This is a genomic window from Streptomyces sp. NPDC004838 (genome assembly GCF_053600955.1).
Map to the genome: position 1 here is coordinate 204,233 of NZ_JBSGAW010000007.1, position 18,012 is coordinate 222,244.

Sequence of the window (18,012 nt, forward strand, 5' to 3'; positions counted from 1 at the left end):
GCGTCCCCCCGCCGGGGTGCGAAGCAGCCGGACGGTTACCCGGCGGGCTCAGTGGCGGCCCGTCAGCGGGTTTCGGCCGCCCGCGCTCCCGCGCCGTGAACTCCGGCCGCTGCCGTGAACTCCAGCCGTACGCTGACGGGCAGGCCCGCCCGCTCGCGTACGTCCTGCCACAGCCTGCCGGAATGGCCCGGATCCGCGCGCACCGCGCGCCCCTGGTCCGGCCAGGCCACTGCACGGAGCAAGGGATGCGGATCCGGCCACTTCACCGGAGGGCCTCCGGGGCGGCTGGGAACAGCGGGGAACATCAGGAACATCGGGATGGACGGACGCGGGCCGACGCGCCATGGCGTCAGGCATCGGATCTGACGAGGTGTCAAGACACTATCGCGCCTTCACAACTCCCCTTTTCCTACAGGAACATTGCGCTGCCATGTCGCGTGGCGTAACTTGTCTGCCCCCTACCCGAGGGTAAGCACCGCCGTTCAGTAGTTCTCGTGCTCTGGGGAGACCATGCGCCGGCGAACGGGCCGCCCCACGATCCGCGGACGGATCGTGACACTGACGGTCATACCCGTCATAGCCCTCATCTCTCTGTGGACCTTCGCGATGGTGTCGGTCACCGGCGATCTGCGGGCTCTGATACGCATCGAGGACGTGTACGAGACCTTCGGCACCCCGGTCGACACGGCTGTGGCACAGCTCCAGACCGAACGCCGCGTCTCCGCGGCCTACCTGGGCGCGGGCCCCAACGTGACCCCGTCCGCCGCCGAGGTGGTCCGGCAGCAGCGTGCCACCGACCGTGCCGTACGCGCCATGCGCGAGGCGATCGAGGACGGGGACCGCGCGGACCTCTCCGACGGCGAGCGGGGGGCCCTGGACGCGATGGCCCGCTCCGCCGACGGCCTTCAGGCGCTGCGGGCGAAGGTGATGGCCAGGACGATCACCTGGGACAGGGCCGTCGAGGAGTACGCGGCGATGGTGGACCCGGCCTTCGACGTGCGGTCCGCGCTCACCGCCCTCCAGACCGGCCGGCTCGCCCGCGAGGCACAGGTCGTCGTCGAACTGGTGCGGTTGGGGGAGTTCGTCTCCCGCCAGGACGCCCTCGTGGCCGGGGCGCGCTCCTCCGGAAGGCTCACCGACCGGCAGTACGACACCCTCACCGCGACCATCGAGGACCGGCGGGTCTTCCACCGGACGTACGTCCCCGACCTGCCCGGCGACTCCCGGAAGCTGTTCACCGACTTCGAGCGCGGCGAGGAGTACCGGGCGCTCGTCGAGCAGGAGGACGCACTGCTGCGCGCCGGCGCGGTCGGCGCCGGACGGGCGATGGCCGCCGACTCCTGGCGCGACACCACCGACCGTGCGGTCCGGCGCTACACACTGCTGTCCACTCGGTCCGCGCAGAACGCCGCCGACCGGGGCGGTGCCTTCGCCCACCGCGAGACGGTCAGGGCTTCGGTCGTGGGCGTGGCCGGACTGATCGCGGTCGGACTCTCGATCTGGTTCACGGTGGCCGGCGGACGGCGCTTCTTCCGCCATTGGGAAGCACTCCGCGACGCCGCCGATCTGCTCGCCGGCCGCCGGCTCCCCGAGGTGATGGAACGGCTCGGGGCGGGCGAGGAGGTCGACGCGGCCGAGGCCGCCCCGCCCCTCGCATTCGACGACAGGAGCGTCCCCGACGAGATCGTCCGGGTCGGCCAGGCGCTCAACTCGGCCCGCCGGGCGGCCGTCGAGGCGGCCGTTCAGCAGGCCGCCCTCCGCCGTGGGGTCTTCACCGTCCTGCTGAACATCGCCCGCCGCCATCAGGCCCTCGTTCACCGGCAGTCGAAACTGGTCGACACCCTCGAACGCCGTACCAGCGACCCGGACACCCTGGAGGCCCTGTTCCGCATCGACCATCTGACCACCCGGATGCGCCGCCACGCGGAGGGGCTGATCGTCCTCTCCGGGGCCCCACCGGGGCGACGCCGGCGCAACCCCGTGCCGATCGCCGACATCGTCTCGGCGGCGGTCGGTGAGATCGAGGACCGCACACGGGTCGTGGTGCCGCCGATGCCTCCGGTGGGCATCGGGGCCGAGGCCGTCGCCGACGTGGTCCACCTCGTCGCCGAACTGGTCGAGAACGCCACCGTCTACTCGCCCCCGCACACCCAGGTCGTCCTGCGGACCGGGCGGGTCGGCAACGGCTTCGTCCTGGAGATCGACGACCGCGGGCTGGGCCTCGACGGGGAGGAACTGAAGCAGGCGCGGCGGACGCTGGCGCGTCCACGGGACTTCGACCCGGCCCGGGACGAGCGCCTCGGACTGTACGTCGTCGGGAGGCTCGCCGAGCGGCACGGCATCGGGGTCACCCTCACCCGCTCTCCCTACGGCGGGACCACGGCCGTGGTGCTGCTGCCGAACTCGGTGATCGCGGCCGTCGACCCCCAGGAGCGGTACACCGGCGCCGACGCCCTCGCGGGAGCGGGCGCGGGAGCCAGGGCGGGCGCGGGACCGGGTGCCGGACCGGGCGCGGGACTAGGTCCCGGACCGGGCCTTGGTACGGAATCCGGCGCGGGCTCGCGGGGGAGACCCGGGCCGGTCCGCCGGGCGGCCGGCGGAAGCGCCCAGGACCACGGCCCGGATCCGGAGGACCGGCTCCGTCCCATGCGGCCCGTGCCCTTTCCGCGCACGCTCACCTCAGTACCGCTGAAGGACGACCACACACCGGAGGAAGCCATGCCCCGCGACGACGCGTCCGCCCCCGCCTCTCCGTCCGGGCCCGCGCAGCCGCCGCCCGCAGAGCCCGCACCGACCGCGGCGGACGCCGCCGACGTCCGCCCGCTGAGAGTCCTGCCCACGCGCGTGCGCCAGGCGTCCCTCGCGCCCCCGCTCAGGGAAGCGCCCGCTTCCGGGCCGGAGGACCGCGAGCGCGATGTGTCCGCCGAGGAGGTGCGCTCCATCTTCGGGTCGTTCCAGGAGGGGCTCGACCGCGGCAGACGAGGCGTCCGGCTGGGTGAGACGCCCCGACCGAACGGTGCCGTACCGCGACCCCGCGGCATGGACGAAGGGACCGACGACGATGGCTGACGACGAAACCGCCTCGGACAGCGCGGGGCTCGGCTGGCTGCTCGACGACCTCGTGGCGAGAACGGACCATGTGCGCCAGGCCGTGCTGCTCACTGCGGACGGCCTGGTCGGCAGCGCGTCCCGCGGCATGGTCAAACGGGACATCGACCACCTCGCCGCCGTCTGCGCCGGCTTTCACGGCCTGGCGAAGGACGCGGGCGACCGGTTCCGGGCGGGAGAGGTCCGCCAGACCATGGTGATGCTCGACCACGCGTTCCTCTTCATCACCCCGGCGGGCGACGGCAGCAGGCTCGCCGTCCTGTCCGACATCGAGACCGACGTCGGACAACTGGCCCATGAGATGGCGCTCCTGGTCGGGCGGGTGGGCCGTCATATGGCGGTGCCCACCCGCTCGGACGCCGCCGACACCTGACCGGGCCTTCTCGACGCGTGACCCGCCGGTCGGGTTCCGGGCCCGGACCGTGTTCTACTGCGGATACGGCATTCGCCGACCTGAACCGGCCACGGCAGAGAAGTGACCCACCCGCAGTGCGACGCAGAACCCTCGACAGACTCGACGACCTCGACGAGCGCATCGTCCACGCCCTGGCGGAGGACGCCCGCCGCTCCTACGCCGACATCGGTTCGGCGGTGGGGCTGTCCGCCCCCGCGGTGAAACGGCGGGTGGACCGGCTCCGCGCGGTGGGGGCGATCACCGGTTTCACCGTACGCGTCGACCCGGCCGCGCTCGGCTGGGAGACCGAGGGGTTCATCGAGATCTACTGCAGCAGCAACACCTCGCCCGAGGCGATCGAACGCGGCCTCAAGCGCTACCCGGAGATCGCTTCCGCCTCCACCGTCACCGGAGAGGCCGACGCGATCGTCCAGGTCTTCGCCTCCGATATGCGCCACTTCGAACGGGTGCTGGAGCGGATCGCGGGAGAGCCCTTCGTGGAGCGCACCAAGTCGGTCCTGGTGCTCTCCCCGCTGTTGCGGCGTTTCGGGTCGGGCTCGCCCGCCTGACCTTCCGGCCTCGGCCCGCCTGACCCTTGGGCCTCGCCCTGCCCGAGGCTCGGGCCTCGGCGGTCCGCCCGAGGCTCCGGCCGTGGCTCGTCCGACCCTCCGGCCTCCGCCGCTGCCCGCCCGCCGGAACACCCGCCGCGTATCCGCCGGAGCACCTGGCGCGTACCTGCCGGAACCGGAACGCCTTCCGCGTATCCGCCGGAGTGCCCGCCGGAACGCCCCGCGCAACGATTCGCCGGACAGAGCGCCAAGCACGCAACGAATCACCCATTGAGGCGCAATGGTCACGCCTTGTCCCTGTACGCGCCCGGACCGTACCGTCGTATTCGTCTTTCACCGCGGACACCGCCATCCCGCACGGCCGCCCCGGTCTCCCCCCCCCGACCGGGGCGGCCGTGCGCCCGGCGGTCCGGGTGGCGGCTTCGGCGCCGGGGTCCGGCACCGGCGCCGAGAGACATCCCCGTGCCGCTGTTCCCCGCAAGGAGTCCGTACCCCATGACGTCCACGGTGCCCACCGCCGTCCAGCACACCGACGCGCAGCCGCCGATCACCATGTTCGGTCCGGACTTCCCGTACGCGTACGACGACTACCTCGCCCATCCGGCGGGCCTGGGGCAGATCCCGGCGACGGCGCACGGCACCGAGGTCGCGGTCGTCGGGGGCGGCCTTTCGGGTCTGGTCGCCGCGTACGAGCTGATGAAGATGGGGCTCAAGCCGGTCGTCTACGAGGCGGACCGATTGGGCGGACGGCTGCGGACGGTCGGCTTCGACGGCTGCGATCCGGAGCTGAGCGCCGAGATGGGGGCGATGCGCTTCCCGCCCTCCTCGACCGCGCTCCAGCACTACATCGACCTGGTGGGGCTGACGACCGAGCCGTTCCCCAACCCGCTCGCGCCCAGCACCCCGTCGACCGTCGTCGACCTCAAGGGGGAGTCGCACTACGCCGAGACCATCGACGATCTGCCGCAGGTGTACCGCGATGTGATGAACGCGTGGAACGCGGCCCTGGAGGAGGGCGCCGACTTCTCGGCCATGAACCGCGCCATGCGGGAGCGCGATGTGCCGCGGATCCGGGAGATCTGGGCGCGGCTGGTGGAGAAGCTCGACAACCAGACGTTCTACGGATTCCTCTGCGATTCCGTGGCCTTCGACTCCTTCCGGCACCGGGAGATCTTCGGTCAGGTGGGCTTCGGCACGGGCGGCTGGGACACCGACTTCCCCAACTCGATCCTGGAGATCCTCCGGGTCGTGTACTCGGAGGCCGACGACCACCACCGGGGCATCGTCGAGGGCAGCCGGCAGTTGCCGCTGCGGCTCTGGGAGCGTGAGCCCGCGAAGATCGTCCACTGGGCGCCCGGCACCTCGCTCTCCTCCCTCCACGGCGGTGAGCCCCGGCCCGCCGTGACCCGGCTCAACCGCACGGCGGGCAACCGGATCACCGTCACCGACGCGTCGGGGGACATCCGCACCTACGAGGCGGCGATCTTCACCGCGCAGTCCTGGATGCTCCTGTCCAAGATCGCCTGCGACGACGCGCTCTTCCCCATCGACCACTGGACGGCGATCGAGCGCACCCACTACATGGAGTCCTCGAAGCTGTTCGTCCCGGTCGACCGGCCGTTCTGGCTGGACAAGGCCGTGGACGGCGACGGCAACCCGACAGGGCGTGATGTCATGTCGATGACGCTGACCGACCGGATGACCAGGGGCACGTATCTTCTGGACAACGGTCCGGACAAGCCGGCCGTCATCTGCCTCTCGTACACCTGGTGCGACGACAGCCTGAAGTGGCTGCCCCTCTCGGCGAACGAGCGGATGGAGGTGATGCTGAAGTCGCTCGGCGAGATCTACCCGAACGTCGACATCCGGGGGCACATCATCGGCAGCCCGGTGACCGTCTCATGGGAGAACGAGCCGTACTTCATGGGCGCGTTCAAGGCGAACCTGCCGGGCCACTACCGCTATCAGCGCCGGCTGTTCACCCACTTCATGCAGGACCGGCTGCCCGAGGACAAGCGCGGGATCTTCCTCGCCGGTGACGACATCTCCTGGACGGCGGGCTGGGCGGAGGGCGCCGTGCAGACCGCGCTGAACGCGGTGTGGGGCGTGATGACCCAGCTCGGCGGGGCGAGTGATCCGACCAATCCGGGACCGGGCGATGTGTACGAGACGATCGCGCCGGTCGAACTGCCGGAGGACTGAATCACGCCCGATGAGCAAGGCGGCGCTGGGCGGCCTCACCCACGGGCCGGCGCGCGAACTGGGTCCGCGGGGCATCACGGCGAATCTGGTGCGGTCCGATCACCGGCGCCTTCCTCACGATCGATGCGGGCTCCAACGTCTGAGTTCGGTGAGGGGGTTCGAGGCATCCGCCTCGGGGATCGGTGATACAGGATCGGGGATGCGGGGTGGGGGAAACAGGATCGGGGGTGCGGGTCAGGGCAGGGGCGTGAGCAGAACGCGTCCGACCAGTCCGACTCCCTGATCCAGCCGTTCGGTGAATTCCTCGGCGAGACCGGGGAGTTCCCGTACGCCCCAGAGCAGCCGCGCCGTCGACCAGGCGCTGTCGCGAGCCCGGTCCAAACTCCAGGAACCCAGCAAATGGGTGAGCGGATCGGCGATCTCCAGCAGATCGGGGCCGGGCATCAGATCCTCGCGGATGTGCTCCTCCATGAGTGTGAGGATGTCGCCGACGCGGTCGAACTCGCCTTCCAGATCCTCCGGTCCGCACTCCAGCGCCCGGCAGGCGTCCAGCACGGCGAGCGCGAGATCGTGCCCGATATGGGCGTTGATCCCGGCCAGCGCGAACTGCGTCGCGCGGACGCCGGGATGGCGGCGGTACTGGAACAGCGGCCGCCAGCAGGCCGGAGGACGCGCGCCCGCCTCGGCCCGGTCCACGGCTGTCAGATAGCGGCGGGCGAAGAGCACGTCCAGGGTGGCGGCGGCCCTGCGGTCGGGGAACTCGCCCCGGTCGATGCGCCGGCCGATCTCCTTCGTCACCGCCAGATAGACACGGTTGAAGACGGCGACGCCGTCCGTGGCGGGCCAGCGGGAGCCGAGCGTACGCAGGCGCTCGACCACCTCGTCGACCGTGTCGACCGGGGGCACCGCCTCCTTGGGGGCCTCCGTGCGGACCGCGGCTGCCTGTGGTGGGACCGTGGCCGCCCGAGCCGCCGTGAGCTGTTCCGTCTGCGCCATGTGAGTCTGCGCCATGTGAGGCAGCCTCCCAGCCGATCGGCCGCCCGGAGCGTACCGCCCCGGAATTTCCCCGGAACGGGGGACGGGGGTCATCCCGCGCGGCCGGTACCGCTGTTCCCGTCCCGGTCGCCGGCCGCCCGTACCCGGCGCGGTGGCGATCAAAGGAAACACGGCTCCGGCCGGGTGCGCCGGGCCCAGGGCTCCGCCAGCGGCCGCACCGACCAGCGGCCGCACCGACCAGCGGCCGTGCGCGGCTCGCGGGCGAGGACGAGGGAGAGCGGCTCCCGCTCAGGGCCGGAGCTCGGGCGCCGCCCCGCCCATCGCGCTCGACTCCGTCTTCGGGGCCTCCCGCCCCGCCGAGCGCAGCACCCCCGCGCCCAGCACCAGCCCGAAGGCGAGGGCCGTCACCAGCCCGAAGGACACCACCAGGCTCGTCGCGTCGGCGACCGCGCCGATCGCCGAGGGGGCGATCAGCCCCGAGGTGTACGTGATGGTGGCGACGCCCGCGATCGCCTGGCTGGGGCGCGGACCGCTGCGCCCGGCTGCCGCGAACGCGAGCGGTACGACCACGGCGACCCCCAGCCCGATGAGGGCGAACCCGGTCAGCGCCAGGGCCGCGTGCGGCGCGAAGACCACCATCGCTCCGCCCGCGGTCGCCAGGCATCCGCCCGCCCGTACCGTAGGCACCGGACCGAAGCGGTCCACGACCCGGTCGCCCGAGAGCCGCGCCACCGCCATCGTCAGGGCGAACGCCGTGGTCGACGCGGCGGCCAGCCCCGGCGAGGTGTCCAGTACGTCCCGGAGGTAGACCGCCGACCAGTCCAGGCTCGCGCCCTCAGCGAACACCGCGCAGAACCCGATCGCGCCGATGATCACCGCGGACCTGGGCGGCAGCGCGAACCGCGGCGGCGGCTCCTCGTCGGGCGCGCTGCGCAGATCCAGCACACCCCCGCAGGCGATCAGCCCGAGCAGGGTGAGGACGGTGGCGGCCAGGGCGTGGTGCAGCCGGGCGTCGCCGCCCAGATGCGCGGCGAGGGTGCCGCCGGCCGAGCCGATCAGCGCGCCCGCGCTCCACATGCCGTGGAGGCCGGACATGATTGAGCGGTCCAGCCGGTTCTCGATCTCCACGCCGAGCGCGTTCATCGCCACGTCCGACATGCCGGACGTCGCTCCGTACACGAACAGCGCCGCGCAGAGCGTCAGCAGATTCGGCGCGAGGGCGGGGAGCGTCAGGGAGAGGGTCCACAGGGTGAGAAGTCCGCGGAGGGCGTTCCGCGCGCCGAAACGGTGACTGATCGCCCCGGCGAGCGGCATCGCCACGGCCGCGCCGAGCGCGGGGAAGGCGAGCGCCAGCCCGAGTTGTCCCGCGCTCACGCCCGTGTGCTCCTGGATCCAGGGGATCCGGGTCGCGAAGCTGCCGGTCACCGCGCCGTGCACACAGAAGACCGCCGCCACGGCGAACCGCGCCCTTCTCAACCGCCCCGGTCCCGAGTCCGCTTCGTCCGCCATGCCTGTGCCCCTCCCCGGTTCGCCGCGTAGTCCGGGCGTAAACTATCAGGAACCCTGCCTGATAGTTAGCCCCTGGCATCACGGCACGGGAGTGGATCTGGAAGGATTTCGGCATGCCCGCATCCCCGAGCACCGCACGGGTCATCAATGACCGGCTGGCCCTTCAACTGATGCAGAGCGAGGGCCCGTTGACGGCGGCTCAGCTGAAGACGATGACCGGTCTCTCCCGGCCGACCGTCGCGGATCTGGTCGAGCGGCTCCAGGGGTCCGGACTGATCCACATCGTCGGCGAGAGCGGCGCGCAGCGGCGCGGGCCCAACGCGCGGGTGTACGGGATCGTCGCCGACCGCGCGCATCTCGCCGCCCTCGACATACGCACCCAGGGCGTCTCGCTCGTCGTCGCCGATCTCCTCGGCGTCACGATCGCCGAGGCGTCCCTGCCCATCGGCAGCGACACCGGCACCGAGCCCGCGGTGGAGCGGGCGGCGGCGCTCCTCGAACGGACGGCGCGGGAGGCGGGCGCGGCCCGGCTGCACAGCGTCGGCATCGGCGTACCGGGCCTGATCGACCCGGTCACCGGTGAACTCCGGGACTCCGGGCTCCCCGCCTGGCACCGCCGTCTGGTCGCCGCGCTGCAGGAACGCCTCCCCGCCCGGATCGTTCTGGAGAACGAGACCAATCTCGCTGCCGTCGCCGAACAGCGCGCGGGCGCGGCCCGGGACCGGGACACCTTCGTCTTCCTCTGGCTCGGTCACGGCGTCGGCGCGGCGCTCTTCCTCGACGGCGGACTCCGCAAGGGTGCGTCGGGCGGCGCCGGTGAGATCGGGTTCCTGCCCGTACCCGGCACCGGAGGGCTTCCGTCCGCCTCCGGCTGCGACGGCGGATTCCACTCCCTCGTCAGCTCACCGGCGATCTGCGCCCTCGCGCGGGAGTACGGCCTCGACGTGCCCGATTCCCCCGGACCCGCCGCGGCGGCCCTCGTCCGGGAGGCGGCCGGAACCGGCCAGGACGCCTTTCTCGACGCACTCGCCCACCGCATCGCCCTCGGAGCCGCCGCCGTCGCCGCCGTCCTCGACCCCGGCTGTGTGGTCCTCGGCGGCGAAGTCGGCCACGCGGGGGGTACGGACCTGGCCTCCCGCGTCGAATCCCGGCTGTCCGAGCTGACTCCGCTGCCGACACGGGTCCGGGCGGGCGAACTGGGCGGCGGCGCGGTCCTCCACGGCGCACTGCTGGCGGCTCGTGACACGGCCCAGGAAGACCTCTTCGCTCCGGAGCGCTGAGCCGCTGCCCTCTGGGCCCGTCTCATCGAACCCGCGCGGCCTCGCCGAGTCGCCGTCGGACGGCGGACCGATGGCCGACGATCGGCCTCCGTTGTCCGCGTTCCCGGATCTCCCCCGGCCGCGGAGCGATGTTCCGACGGGCACCGGCGAAGCACCGCGCCTCCGGCGAAGCACCGCGCTTCCGGCGCGCGACGGGCGGATCCGGCCCCGCTCCTCCGGGCCGTGCGGCCGGCCATCGGCAGACAACGGGTCTCCGGCGGCGGGCCGCGTACCGGCTCTGCGCGCCGGCCGTCAGAGCGCGGCTTCCCGGTGAGGGAAGCGGCCGTCCCGCTCCGCCTACGGGCCGCCGCGACCGCGAACCGTACGCCGCACGGCCACCCGTCGGCAGACCCGCGCACCACCCGCCCCGGCACCGGCTCGCGGAACCGCCCGCCGGGAAAGGCGACGGCCGCCCGCGGCCCGCGGCGGCGACCGTCACCGGAGTCCGGTCCTCCGTGTGTACTACGCTCCCCGGATCCGGGCGACTTCGGGAGACGCTTTGACGAGACTGCGCTGCGCCGTGCTGGACGACTACCAGGAGGTCGCCCGGTCCCTCGGCGAGTGGCCGAGGATCGAGTCCCGCGTCGAGACGCGATTCCTCACCACCCACCTCGCGTCACAGGACGCGCTCGTGGACGCCATCGCCGACTGCGAGATCGTCGTCGTGATGAGGGAGCGCACTCCCTTCCCGGCCGGCCTGTTCGCCCGGCTGCCCCGGCTCCGGCTGCTGGTCACCTCCGGTATGCGCAACGCCTCGATCGATCTGGAGGCCGCCGCCCGCCACGGAGTCACCGTCTGCGGGACCGTCAGCAACTCCGAACCGCCGGCCGAGCTGACCTGGGCGCTGATCCTGGGGCTCGCCCGCGGTGTCGTCCCCGAGAACAACGCCCTGCGCACGGGCGGCCCCTGGCAGCACACCCTCGGCGCCGATCTGCACGGACACCGCCTCGGCCTGCTGGGCCTGGGGAAGATCGGCCTGAAGGTGGCCCGCGTCGGCACCGCCTTCGGGATGGAGGTGTCGGCCTGGAGCCGTAACCTCGACCCCCGGCGGGCGGCCGAGGCCGGAGTGACCGCCGCGCCCTCCAAGGAAGCGCTGCTGGAGAGCAGCGACTTCGTCTCCGTTCATCTGGTGCTCGGCGAGGGGACCCGAGGGCTGATCGGCGAGGCCGAACTGCGTCGGATGCGCCGTACCGCCTATCTGGTCAACACCTCGCGTGCCGCGATCGTCGACCAGGCCGCGCTGCTCAGGGCCCTGCGCGAGGGCTGGATCGCCGGAGCCGCGGCGGACGTCTTCGAGACGGAGCCGCTGCCCGCCGACGACCCGCTGCGGACGGCCCCCAACTTCCTGGCCCTGCCGCATCTGGGATATGTGACCCGGCGCAACTACGAGGGTTACTTCCGGGAGGCGGTCGAGGACATCGACGCGTATCTGGCCGGCGACCCGATCCGGCTCGTGACCTGAGCACGCGAACCGCGTGTGGCAACGCGCGGCGCGGTCCGCGGCTGCCGGGTCGTTCCGGCTGATCACCCAGTCCGTCCGCCGCCCGCCCTCCGCCGCAGGAACTCCTCGAACGTCATCTTCCGCGACCGCCTGATCGGGCGTCAGATGCGCCCCGGCGCGGAAGCCCGCGTACGCCTTGCCCGCCAGCGGAACCGGCAGTACCGCCCGGCGGCGTCCGGTCGCGCGCAGCAGGGCGCGGGCCAGGTCGGGCAGCGGGCGGACCTCGGGACCGTCTAGGCCGCTTCTGATGGATCTTGCTGGGCTCGCGTGCCCTGGCACCGCGCCTCGCCGCGTTGTCGTCGGTCACCTATGCTCCGCATGGACTCCCTCCTCCGCCTTGCGATCCACGGCACCAGACCCCGCTCCCTGATCCAGCCTGATCCACCAGAAACGACCTAGGTCCGGGACCCGGCCCGCGGGTGGGGCAAGCGCCAACTGCGCCAGGCGGTCCGCGACTTCACCGGCGTCGATGGGCTGGACGCTCACCCCGGACGGCAGCGGCAGCACCGGCGGCCGGGCCATGTCCGAGAGCAGACGCAGCACCAGGTCATGGAACTGGGTCGTGCGCAGCAGGGTCCAGTCCGGACCTCCGGACGAGCCCGCCCGCTCGACCAGCCGCTCGATTTCGTGCTTCACGCGGTAGTAGCCGAGCGGCAGCCGGTCGACGCCGACGATCGAGATGTAGACCAGATGCCCGACCCCCGCCGTCCGGGCCGCGGCGAGCAGCTTCGCCGCCGCCGCGTCGTCACCGCCGCGCGGGGTCGACGCGCAGTGGACGATCGTGTCCACGCCCTCGACCGCCGCGTCCAGCCCCGTACCGTCGCGCAGATCGACGGCGTACGGAGGGGAGTGGCGGCTGAGCACCCGTACGTCGTGGCCCGTGCCCCGCAATCGGTCGCAGACCAGACTGCCCAGCGTTCCCGTGCCACCGGTCGCCAAGATGCAGGCCATGGCGCCAGACCGCCAGATGCCGGAAGCCCGACGGCGGCAAGGGCCGGGACTCCGCCGCCGGGCGTCCGCACCCCGCGCACGAGCGGAGATGGGCAGAGACTAAAAGGACTAGACCACTTCGTCAATAGTCGTGTCCACGGGCGAGGAGACGATCAGCAGGTCGACGGCGGGGCCGGACGCTCGTGGGCGACGGAGAGGTACACGCGAACGGTGGGCCGACCAGCCGCGAAAGGCTCCGGAACCGCACGCGGCGACGGGCCGGGACCGACCTCGACCGGCCCGGCGCGGCGCGGCCGGCGGACGGGGCCGCCGGGACCGGCTCGGGCGACCCGACCCGACCCGCCTTGGCGCGGCTCGGCGACGGGCCGGGACTACCCGGATGACCGGGATTGCCCTGAAGCGGCTCGGAGCGACCCGGGCCGACGGCCCAGTCCAACGGGACCGACCCGGATGACCGGGACCGACCGTCGCGACTTGGCGGCGGGCCCGGTCCACCCGGTCCACCGGGATCGACCTCGACCGACCGGCGCGGCTTGGCAGCGGGCTGGGACCACCGGCCCGACCCGCCTTGGCGCGGCTCGGCGACGGGCGGAAAACCGACCCGAGCCGCCCCGGACCCGCGCCAACGGAAACCCGAATTCCAACGGAAACCCGAACTCGGCTCCCGGCGGCGGGACTCGGGCGGCCACCGCACGGGAACGTGCTCGGCGGACCCCAGCCGACCCCGTGGATCCCCGCCTTCCCGTCGCCTGTGAGTCAGCGCACAGCCGCCGACTCGCATGGTCTTCGGTCACTCGTGGCACAATGTTCATGTACCAACAGCAGCGCACTCCGGGGTCGGTGAAATTCCGAGCCGGCGGTTATAGTCCGCGACCCGTCCGCATCCAGTGGGCGGTTGACCAGGTGAAATTCCTGGACCGACGGTGAAAGTCCGGATGGGAGGCAGTGCGCGGCGGGCGGCCCTTTCCGGCACGCCGGCCGTACGGCGGCTGAACGCCCAGTGAGGGCGATCGGCGAGCCGACAGGTCAGGCGTCGCGACATCGGCATCCCGCTCTCTGTCGCCATCGACAGGCCCCGGAGTCCGTGCCCGAAGAGGCAGGAGGACCCGGTGGCCACCGCAGCCGACACCGCCGCCATGCGCCGAGCGATCGCGCTCGCCGCCCGCGGACTCGGCTCCACGAGCCCCAACCCGGTCGTCGGATGCGTCATCACGGACGCCTCGGGACAGACCGTCGGCGAGGGATACCACCAGCGCGTCGGCGGCCCGCACGCCGAAATCCACGCTCTGCGCGCCGCGGGCGAACGGGCCCGCGGCGGCACCGCGTACGTCACCCTCGAACCCTGCAACCACACCGGCCGCACCGGCCCCTGCGCGCAGGCGCTCATCGACGCGGGCGTCAGCCGGGTCGTGTACGCGGTCGCCGACCCGAACCCGCAGGCCACCGGCGGTGCCCAGACCCTGCGCGCGGCCGGCGTCCAGGTCGGGCGCGGCCCGCTCGCCGCCGAGGCCGAAGCGGGCAACACCGCCTGGCTCACCTCCGTACGGACCGGCCGCCCCCACGTCCTGTGGAAGTACGCCGCCACCCTCGACGGCCGGATCGCCGCCGAGGACCGCAGCAGCCGCTGGATCACCTCCCCCGAGTCCCGCGCCGACGTCCACCGGCTGCGCGCCGAGGCGGACGCCGTCGTCGTCGGATCCGGCACCCTGCGCGCCGACGACCCGCACCTCGCCGTACGGGGCCTCGACGGCGTCACCCAGCCCCTGCGGGTCGTCGTCGACACCCATGCGACCATCCGGCCGACCGCCCGCGTTCTCGACGGCGCCGCGCCGACGCTCATCGCCGTCGGGGAGAGCGCCGACACGGGCCATCTGCCGGGCGTCGACGTGGTCGCACTCCCCGCGGCCGGGAAAGGCGTCAGCATCCCCGCCCTGCTGGCGGAGCTGTACGGCCGCGGCGTCCGCTCCGTACTCCTCGAAGGCGGTCCCACCCTCGCCGGGGCCTTCGTCTCCGCGGGCGCGGTCGACAAGGTCGTCGGCTATCTCGCCCCCGTACTCCTCGGCGCCGGACCCCCCGCTCTCGCCGGCGCCGGAATCACCACGATCGGCGAAGCGTTGCGGCTCGACATGACCGAGACCGTGCGCATCGGACCCGATCTGCGCGTCACCGCCGTCCCCGCAACCGCACCCAAGGAGCGCTGAGTGTTCACCGGAATCGTCGAAGAGCTGGGCGAGATCACCGCCGTCGAGGACCTCGGCGACTCCTGCCGCTTCCGGCTGCGGGGACCCCTCGTCACCGAAGACGCCGCGCACGGCGACTCGATCGCCGTCAACGGCGTCTGCCTCACCGTCGTCGCCGCCGGCGACGGCGAGTTCACCGCCGACGTGATGGCCGAGACGCTCAAACGCTCCAGCCTCGGCGCGCTCGCCACCGGCTCCCGCGTCAACCTCGAGCGGCCGATGGCCGTCGGCGACCGCCTCGGCGGACACATCGTGCAGGGCCATGTCGACGGCACGGGAACGATCATCGAGCGGACCCCGTCGGAGAACTGGGAGATCGTGAAGGTCTCCCTGCCCCCGAACCTCTCCCGTTACGTCGTGGAGAAGGGCTCCATCACGGTCGACGGCGTCAGCCTCACCGTCGTGGACGCGGGCCCGGACTACTTCACCATCAGCCTCATCCCCACCACCCTCGCGCTGACCACGCTCGGCATCAAGGGGCCCGGCGACCCCGTCAACCTCGAAGTCGACGTGATCGCCAAGTACGTCGAGAGGCTGCTCGGCGACCGAACGCGGGAGACGCCCCGGTGAGCGCCCTGTCCTGGCTGAACTCCGAAGCCTTCACGGCCTTCGGGCAGCCCATCATGTGGTCCGACATGATCGGCAACAGCGTCGGACTGGCCGCCCTCGCCCTCGGCTGGCGGCGCTCCGTCTGGACCTGGCCCGCACAGCTCGCCTCCGGCGTGATCCTCGTCGCCGCCTACGCCTCCGCACAACTCGGCGGCGGCGTCGGCAAACAGCTCGTCGTCATCGCCGTCGCCGTCTGGGGCTGGCGCCAGTGGACCCGCGGTTCGCGACAGACGCGGGACGGCTCCATCGCGGTGCGCTTCGCCACCTGGAGGGAACGCGGAATCCTCGCCGCCACCGCGATCGCCGGAACCCTGGCCGTCGGCGGGCTGTTCACCCTCTATCCGTCGCTCTCCTGGAGCCCCTGGGCCGACGCGTACATCTTCGTCGGCACACTCGTCGCCATGGCCGCCCAGGCCCGTGGCCTGGTCGAGTTCTGGTTCGCCTGGCTGCTCGTCGACCTCGTCGGCGTGCCGCTCGCCTTCAGCAGCGGCCTGGCCTTCTCCGGCCTGGTCTACGTGGTCTACTTCGCGCTCGTCCTGTGGGGCCTGCGCGACTGGTGGCTGCGCACCCGTACCCCGGCTCTGGAAGGAGCACCGGCATGACCGTCCACCCGTCTCCGCCCACCGCCCCCACACAACACCCCGCCACCCCCACCTGGTACTCCACGGACAACGCGGAGGACTTCGCCCTCGACCCCGTCGAGAACGCCATACGCGACATCGCGGCGGGCCGCCCCGTCGTGGTCGTCGACGACGAGGACCGCGAGAACGAGGGAGACCTCGTCATCGCCGCCGAGAAGGCCACCCCCGAGATCGTCGCCTTCATGATGAGCGAGTGCCGCGGACTGATCTGCGCCCCGATGGAGAGCGACGAACTGAACCGGCTCGAACTGCCGCAGATGGTCGAACACAACACCGAGTCCATGCAGACCGCGTTCACCGTCTCCGTCGACGCCGGACCCTCGTACGGCGTCACCACCGGAATCTCCGCCGCCGACCGCGCCACCACCCTCCGGCTGCTGGCCGGCGGCACCGCCGGGCCCTCCGACTTCGTCCGCCCCGGCCATGTCTTCCCGCTGCGCGCCAAGCCCGGCGGTGTGCTGACCCGTAACGGCCACACCGAGGCCGCCGTCGATCTGGCCCGGCTCGCCGGCCTCCGCCCGGCCGGGGCGATCGTGGAGATCGCCGGCGAGGACGGGGTGATGCTGCGGCTGCCCGAGCTGATCCCCTTCGCCCGCAAGCACGGGCTGACGATCATCTCCATCGAAGACCTGATCGCCTACCGCCGCACCAGCGAGCCGACCGTCAAACGCGAGGCCGAGGTCAATCTGCCCACCGCCTTCGGACAGTTCACCGCCTACGGCTACCGCTCCACCGTCGACGGCGTCGAGCACGTCGCCCTCGTCCACGGCGACATCGGCGACGGCGAGGACGTCCTCGTCCGCGTCCACTCCGAGTGCCTGACCGGCGACGTCTTCCACTCGCTGCGCTGCGACTGCGGCCCCCAGCTCCAGGCGTCCATGCGGCACATCACCGGCCGAGGCCGCGGTGTCGTGGTCTACCTCCGCGGCCACGAGGGCCGGGGCATCGGCCTGCTCTCCAAGCTCCGGGCGTACGAGCTCCAGGAACGGGGCCGCGACACCCTCGACGCCAACCTCGAACTCGGGCTGCCCGCCGACGCCCGCGACTACGCGGCCGGCGCCCGCATCCTCGCGGACCTCGGCGTGCGCAGCCTGCGGCTGATGACCAACAACCCCGACAAGATCAGCGCGCTCGTCCGGCACGGCCTCACCGTCCAAGGCCGCGAGCCGATGCCCGTCCAGGCGGGCGAGCACAATCTGCGGTATCTGCGGACCAAGCGGGACCGGATGGGCCACGACCTGCCCTGGCTCGACCCCGCGGGCGCATCCACCTGCGGCAACCAGTAGGCCACGCGGGACATCCCCCACCGGCACGGCACCGGAGACCGGTACAGGCACCGGCCTCCGGCCGACCGGCGGCCACCGCGGCGCCGGCGACCGGTCACCCCCTGCACACCAGCGACACCAGTGACACCAGTGACACCAGCGACCACCCACCAGCACCACCAACCGAGGAGAAGCGTGAGCGGCAAGGGCGCACCCGAACTGTCCGTACGTAACTGCGGAGACCTCCGTGTCGCGGTCATCGCGGCCCAGTGGCACGAGAAGGTCATGGACGGCCTCGTCGACGGGGCGCTGCGCGCCCTGCGCGAACTGGGCATCGACGAGCCGACGCTCCTGCGGGTCCCCGGCAGCTTCGAACTCCCGGTGGTCGCGAAGGTCCTCGCGAGCCGGGGCTATGACGCGGTCGTCGCCCTCGGCGTCGTCATCCGCGGCGGCACCCCCCACTTCGAGTTTGTGTGCCAAGGCGTCACCCAGGGACTCACCCAGGTGGCCGTCGACACCGGGGTACCCATCGGATTCGGCGTCCTGACCTGCGATACGGAGGAGCAGGCACTGGACCGCGCCGGAATCGAGGGATCGCGCGAGGACAAGGGCCATGAAGCCGTCACGGCGGCGGTGGCCACCGCCGCCACCCTGCGCTCCGTCAGCGAGCCCTGGCGCTGAGCCGTCCCCCGCACCCCGTACTCTGAG

Annotated in this window: 15 protein-coding genes, 2 pseudogenes and 1 riboswitch; of the genes and pseudogenes, 12 read left to right on the forward strand and 5 right to left on the reverse strand. The window is 72.4% G+C overall.

Going from position 1 to position 18,012, the window contains the following annotated elements; genetic code table 11:
• Positions 1-62: 62 nt before the first annotated feature.
• Complete coding sequence (locus tag ACWEFL_RS11020) at positions 63-242, reverse strand: hypothetical protein (RefSeq protein WP_451710326.1); 180 nt, start codon at positions 240-242, stop codon at positions 63-65.
• A 310-nt stretch (positions 243-552) separates the two neighbouring features.
• Between ACWEFL_RS11020 and ACWEFL_RS11025 the strand changes: the two genes are divergently transcribed.
• From ACWEFL_RS11025 to ACWEFL_RS11045, 5 genes and pseudogenes are all read left to right on the forward strand, one after another.
• Positions 553-3,069 (forward strand): sensor histidine kinase, encoded by a 2,517-nt coding sequence (locus tag ACWEFL_RS11025; protein ID WP_451710328.1) that lies wholly within the window; start codon positions 553-555, stop codon positions 3,067-3,069.
• Positions 3,062-3,481: a roadblock/LC7 domain-containing protein gene (locus tag ACWEFL_RS11030; protein WP_451710330.1), complete on the forward strand. Its 420-nt coding sequence runs from the start codon at positions 3,062-3,064 to the stop codon at positions 3,479-3,481. Before ACWEFL_RS11025 ends, ACWEFL_RS11030 begins: the two co-directional genes overlap by 8 nt.
• A 116-nt stretch (positions 3,482-3,597) precedes the next feature.
• Positions 3,598-4,071, forward strand: a complete 474-nt coding sequence (locus ACWEFL_RS11035) for an Lrp/AsnC family transcriptional regulator (RefSeq protein WP_451710332.1) — start codon at positions 3,598-3,600, stop codon at positions 4,069-4,071.
• 495 nt (positions 4,072-4,566) lie between these two features.
• The gene (locus tag ACWEFL_RS11040) at positions 4,567-6,273 is read left to right on the forward strand and encodes a flavin monoamine oxidase family protein (RefSeq protein ID WP_451710334.1); all 1,707 of its coding nucleotides are present in this window, start codon (positions 4,567-4,569) and stop codon (positions 6,271-6,273) included.
• A 13-nt stretch (positions 6,274-6,286) separates the two neighbouring features.
• Positions 6,287-6,367, forward strand: a pseudogene (locus ACWEFL_RS11045) (oxidoreductase); the annotation flags it as partial.
• A gap of 140 nt (positions 6,368-6,507) precedes the next feature.
• Here ACWEFL_RS11045 and ACWEFL_RS11050 read toward each other — a convergent pair.
• Both ACWEFL_RS11050 and ACWEFL_RS11055 read right to left on the reverse strand, forming a co-directional pair.
• Positions 6,508-7,284, reverse strand: coding sequence for a DUF5995 family protein (locus ACWEFL_RS11050; RefSeq protein WP_451710336.1), 777 nt, complete (start codon positions 7,282-7,284; stop codon positions 6,508-6,510).
• A 273-nt stretch (positions 7,285-7,557) separates the two neighbouring features.
• Positions 7,558-8,778: an MFS transporter gene (locus tag ACWEFL_RS11055; protein ID WP_451710338.1), complete on the reverse strand. Its 1,221-nt coding sequence runs from the start codon at positions 8,776-8,778 to the stop codon at positions 7,558-7,560.
• A 113-nt stretch (positions 8,779-8,891) separates the two neighbouring features.
• Here ACWEFL_RS11055 and ACWEFL_RS11060 point away from each other — a divergent pair, with 113 nt between their 5' ends.
• Together ACWEFL_RS11060 and ACWEFL_RS11065 are read left to right on the forward strand one after the other, a co-directional pair.
• Positions 8,892-10,058: an ROK family transcriptional regulator gene (locus tag ACWEFL_RS11060; RefSeq protein WP_451710340.1), complete on the forward strand. Its 1,167-nt coding sequence runs from the start codon at positions 8,892-8,894 to the stop codon at positions 10,056-10,058.
• A gap of 538 nt (positions 10,059-10,596) precedes the next feature.
• A complete protein-coding gene (locus tag ACWEFL_RS11065) occupies positions 10,597-11,559 on the forward strand; it encodes a D-2-hydroxyacid dehydrogenase family protein (protein ID WP_451710342.1) in 963 nt (320 codons plus the stop codon).
• 62 nt (positions 11,560-11,621) lie between these two features.
• Here the strand turns inward: ACWEFL_RS11065 and ACWEFL_RS11070 are convergent.
• Together ACWEFL_RS11070 and ACWEFL_RS11075 are read right to left on the reverse strand one after the other, a co-directional pair.
• A pseudogene (locus ACWEFL_RS11070) lies at positions 11,622-11,829 on the reverse strand (nucleoside-diphosphate sugar epimerase); the annotation flags it as partial.
• Positions 11,830-11,901: 72 nt separating this feature from the next.
• Positions 11,902-12,549, reverse strand: coding sequence for an SDR family oxidoreductase (locus tag ACWEFL_RS11075; RefSeq protein WP_451710344.1), 648 nt, complete (start codon positions 12,547-12,549; stop codon positions 11,902-11,904).
• An 822-nt stretch (positions 12,550-13,371) separates the two neighbouring features.
• Positions 13,372-13,502: riboswitch (FMN riboswitch) on the forward strand.
• A 156-nt stretch (positions 13,503-13,658) separates the two neighbouring features.
• Between ACWEFL_RS11075 and ribD the strand changes: the two genes are divergently transcribed.
• From ribD to ribH, 5 genes are all read left to right on the forward strand, one after another.
• Entirely contained in the window at positions 13,659-14,750 is a 1,092-nt protein-coding gene (gene ribD, locus ACWEFL_RS11080) for a bifunctional diaminohydroxyphosphoribosylaminopyrimidine deaminase/5-amino-6-(5-phosphoribosylamino)uracil reductase RibD (RefSeq protein WP_451710346.1), read from the forward strand.
• Positions 14,751-15,359 (forward strand): riboflavin synthase, encoded by a 609-nt coding sequence (locus ACWEFL_RS11085; RefSeq protein ID WP_451710348.1) that lies wholly within the window; start codon positions 14,751-14,753, stop codon positions 15,357-15,359.
• Positions 15,356-16,000 carry a nicotinamide mononucleotide transporter family protein gene (locus ACWEFL_RS11090; RefSeq protein WP_451710350.1) on the forward strand — a complete coding sequence of 215 codons (645 nt, stop codon included), beginning with the start codon at positions 15,356-15,358 and terminating at the stop codon, positions 15,998-16,000. The genes ACWEFL_RS11085 and ACWEFL_RS11090 overlap by 4 nt, the downstream gene beginning before the upstream one ends.
• A complete protein-coding gene (locus ACWEFL_RS11095; protein WP_451710351.1) occupies positions 15,997-17,325 on the forward strand; it encodes a bifunctional 3,4-dihydroxy-2-butanone-4-phosphate synthase/GTP cyclohydrolase II in 1,329 nt (442 codons plus the stop codon). Before ACWEFL_RS11090 ends, ACWEFL_RS11095 begins: the two co-directional genes overlap by 4 nt.
• Positions 17,326-17,499: 174 nt before the next feature.
• Positions 17,500-17,985 (forward strand): 6,7-dimethyl-8-ribityllumazine synthase, encoded by a 486-nt coding sequence (gene ribH, locus ACWEFL_RS11100; RefSeq protein ID WP_451710353.1) that lies wholly within the window; start codon positions 17,500-17,502, stop codon positions 17,983-17,985.
• Positions 17,986-18,012: the final 27 nt, after the last annotated feature.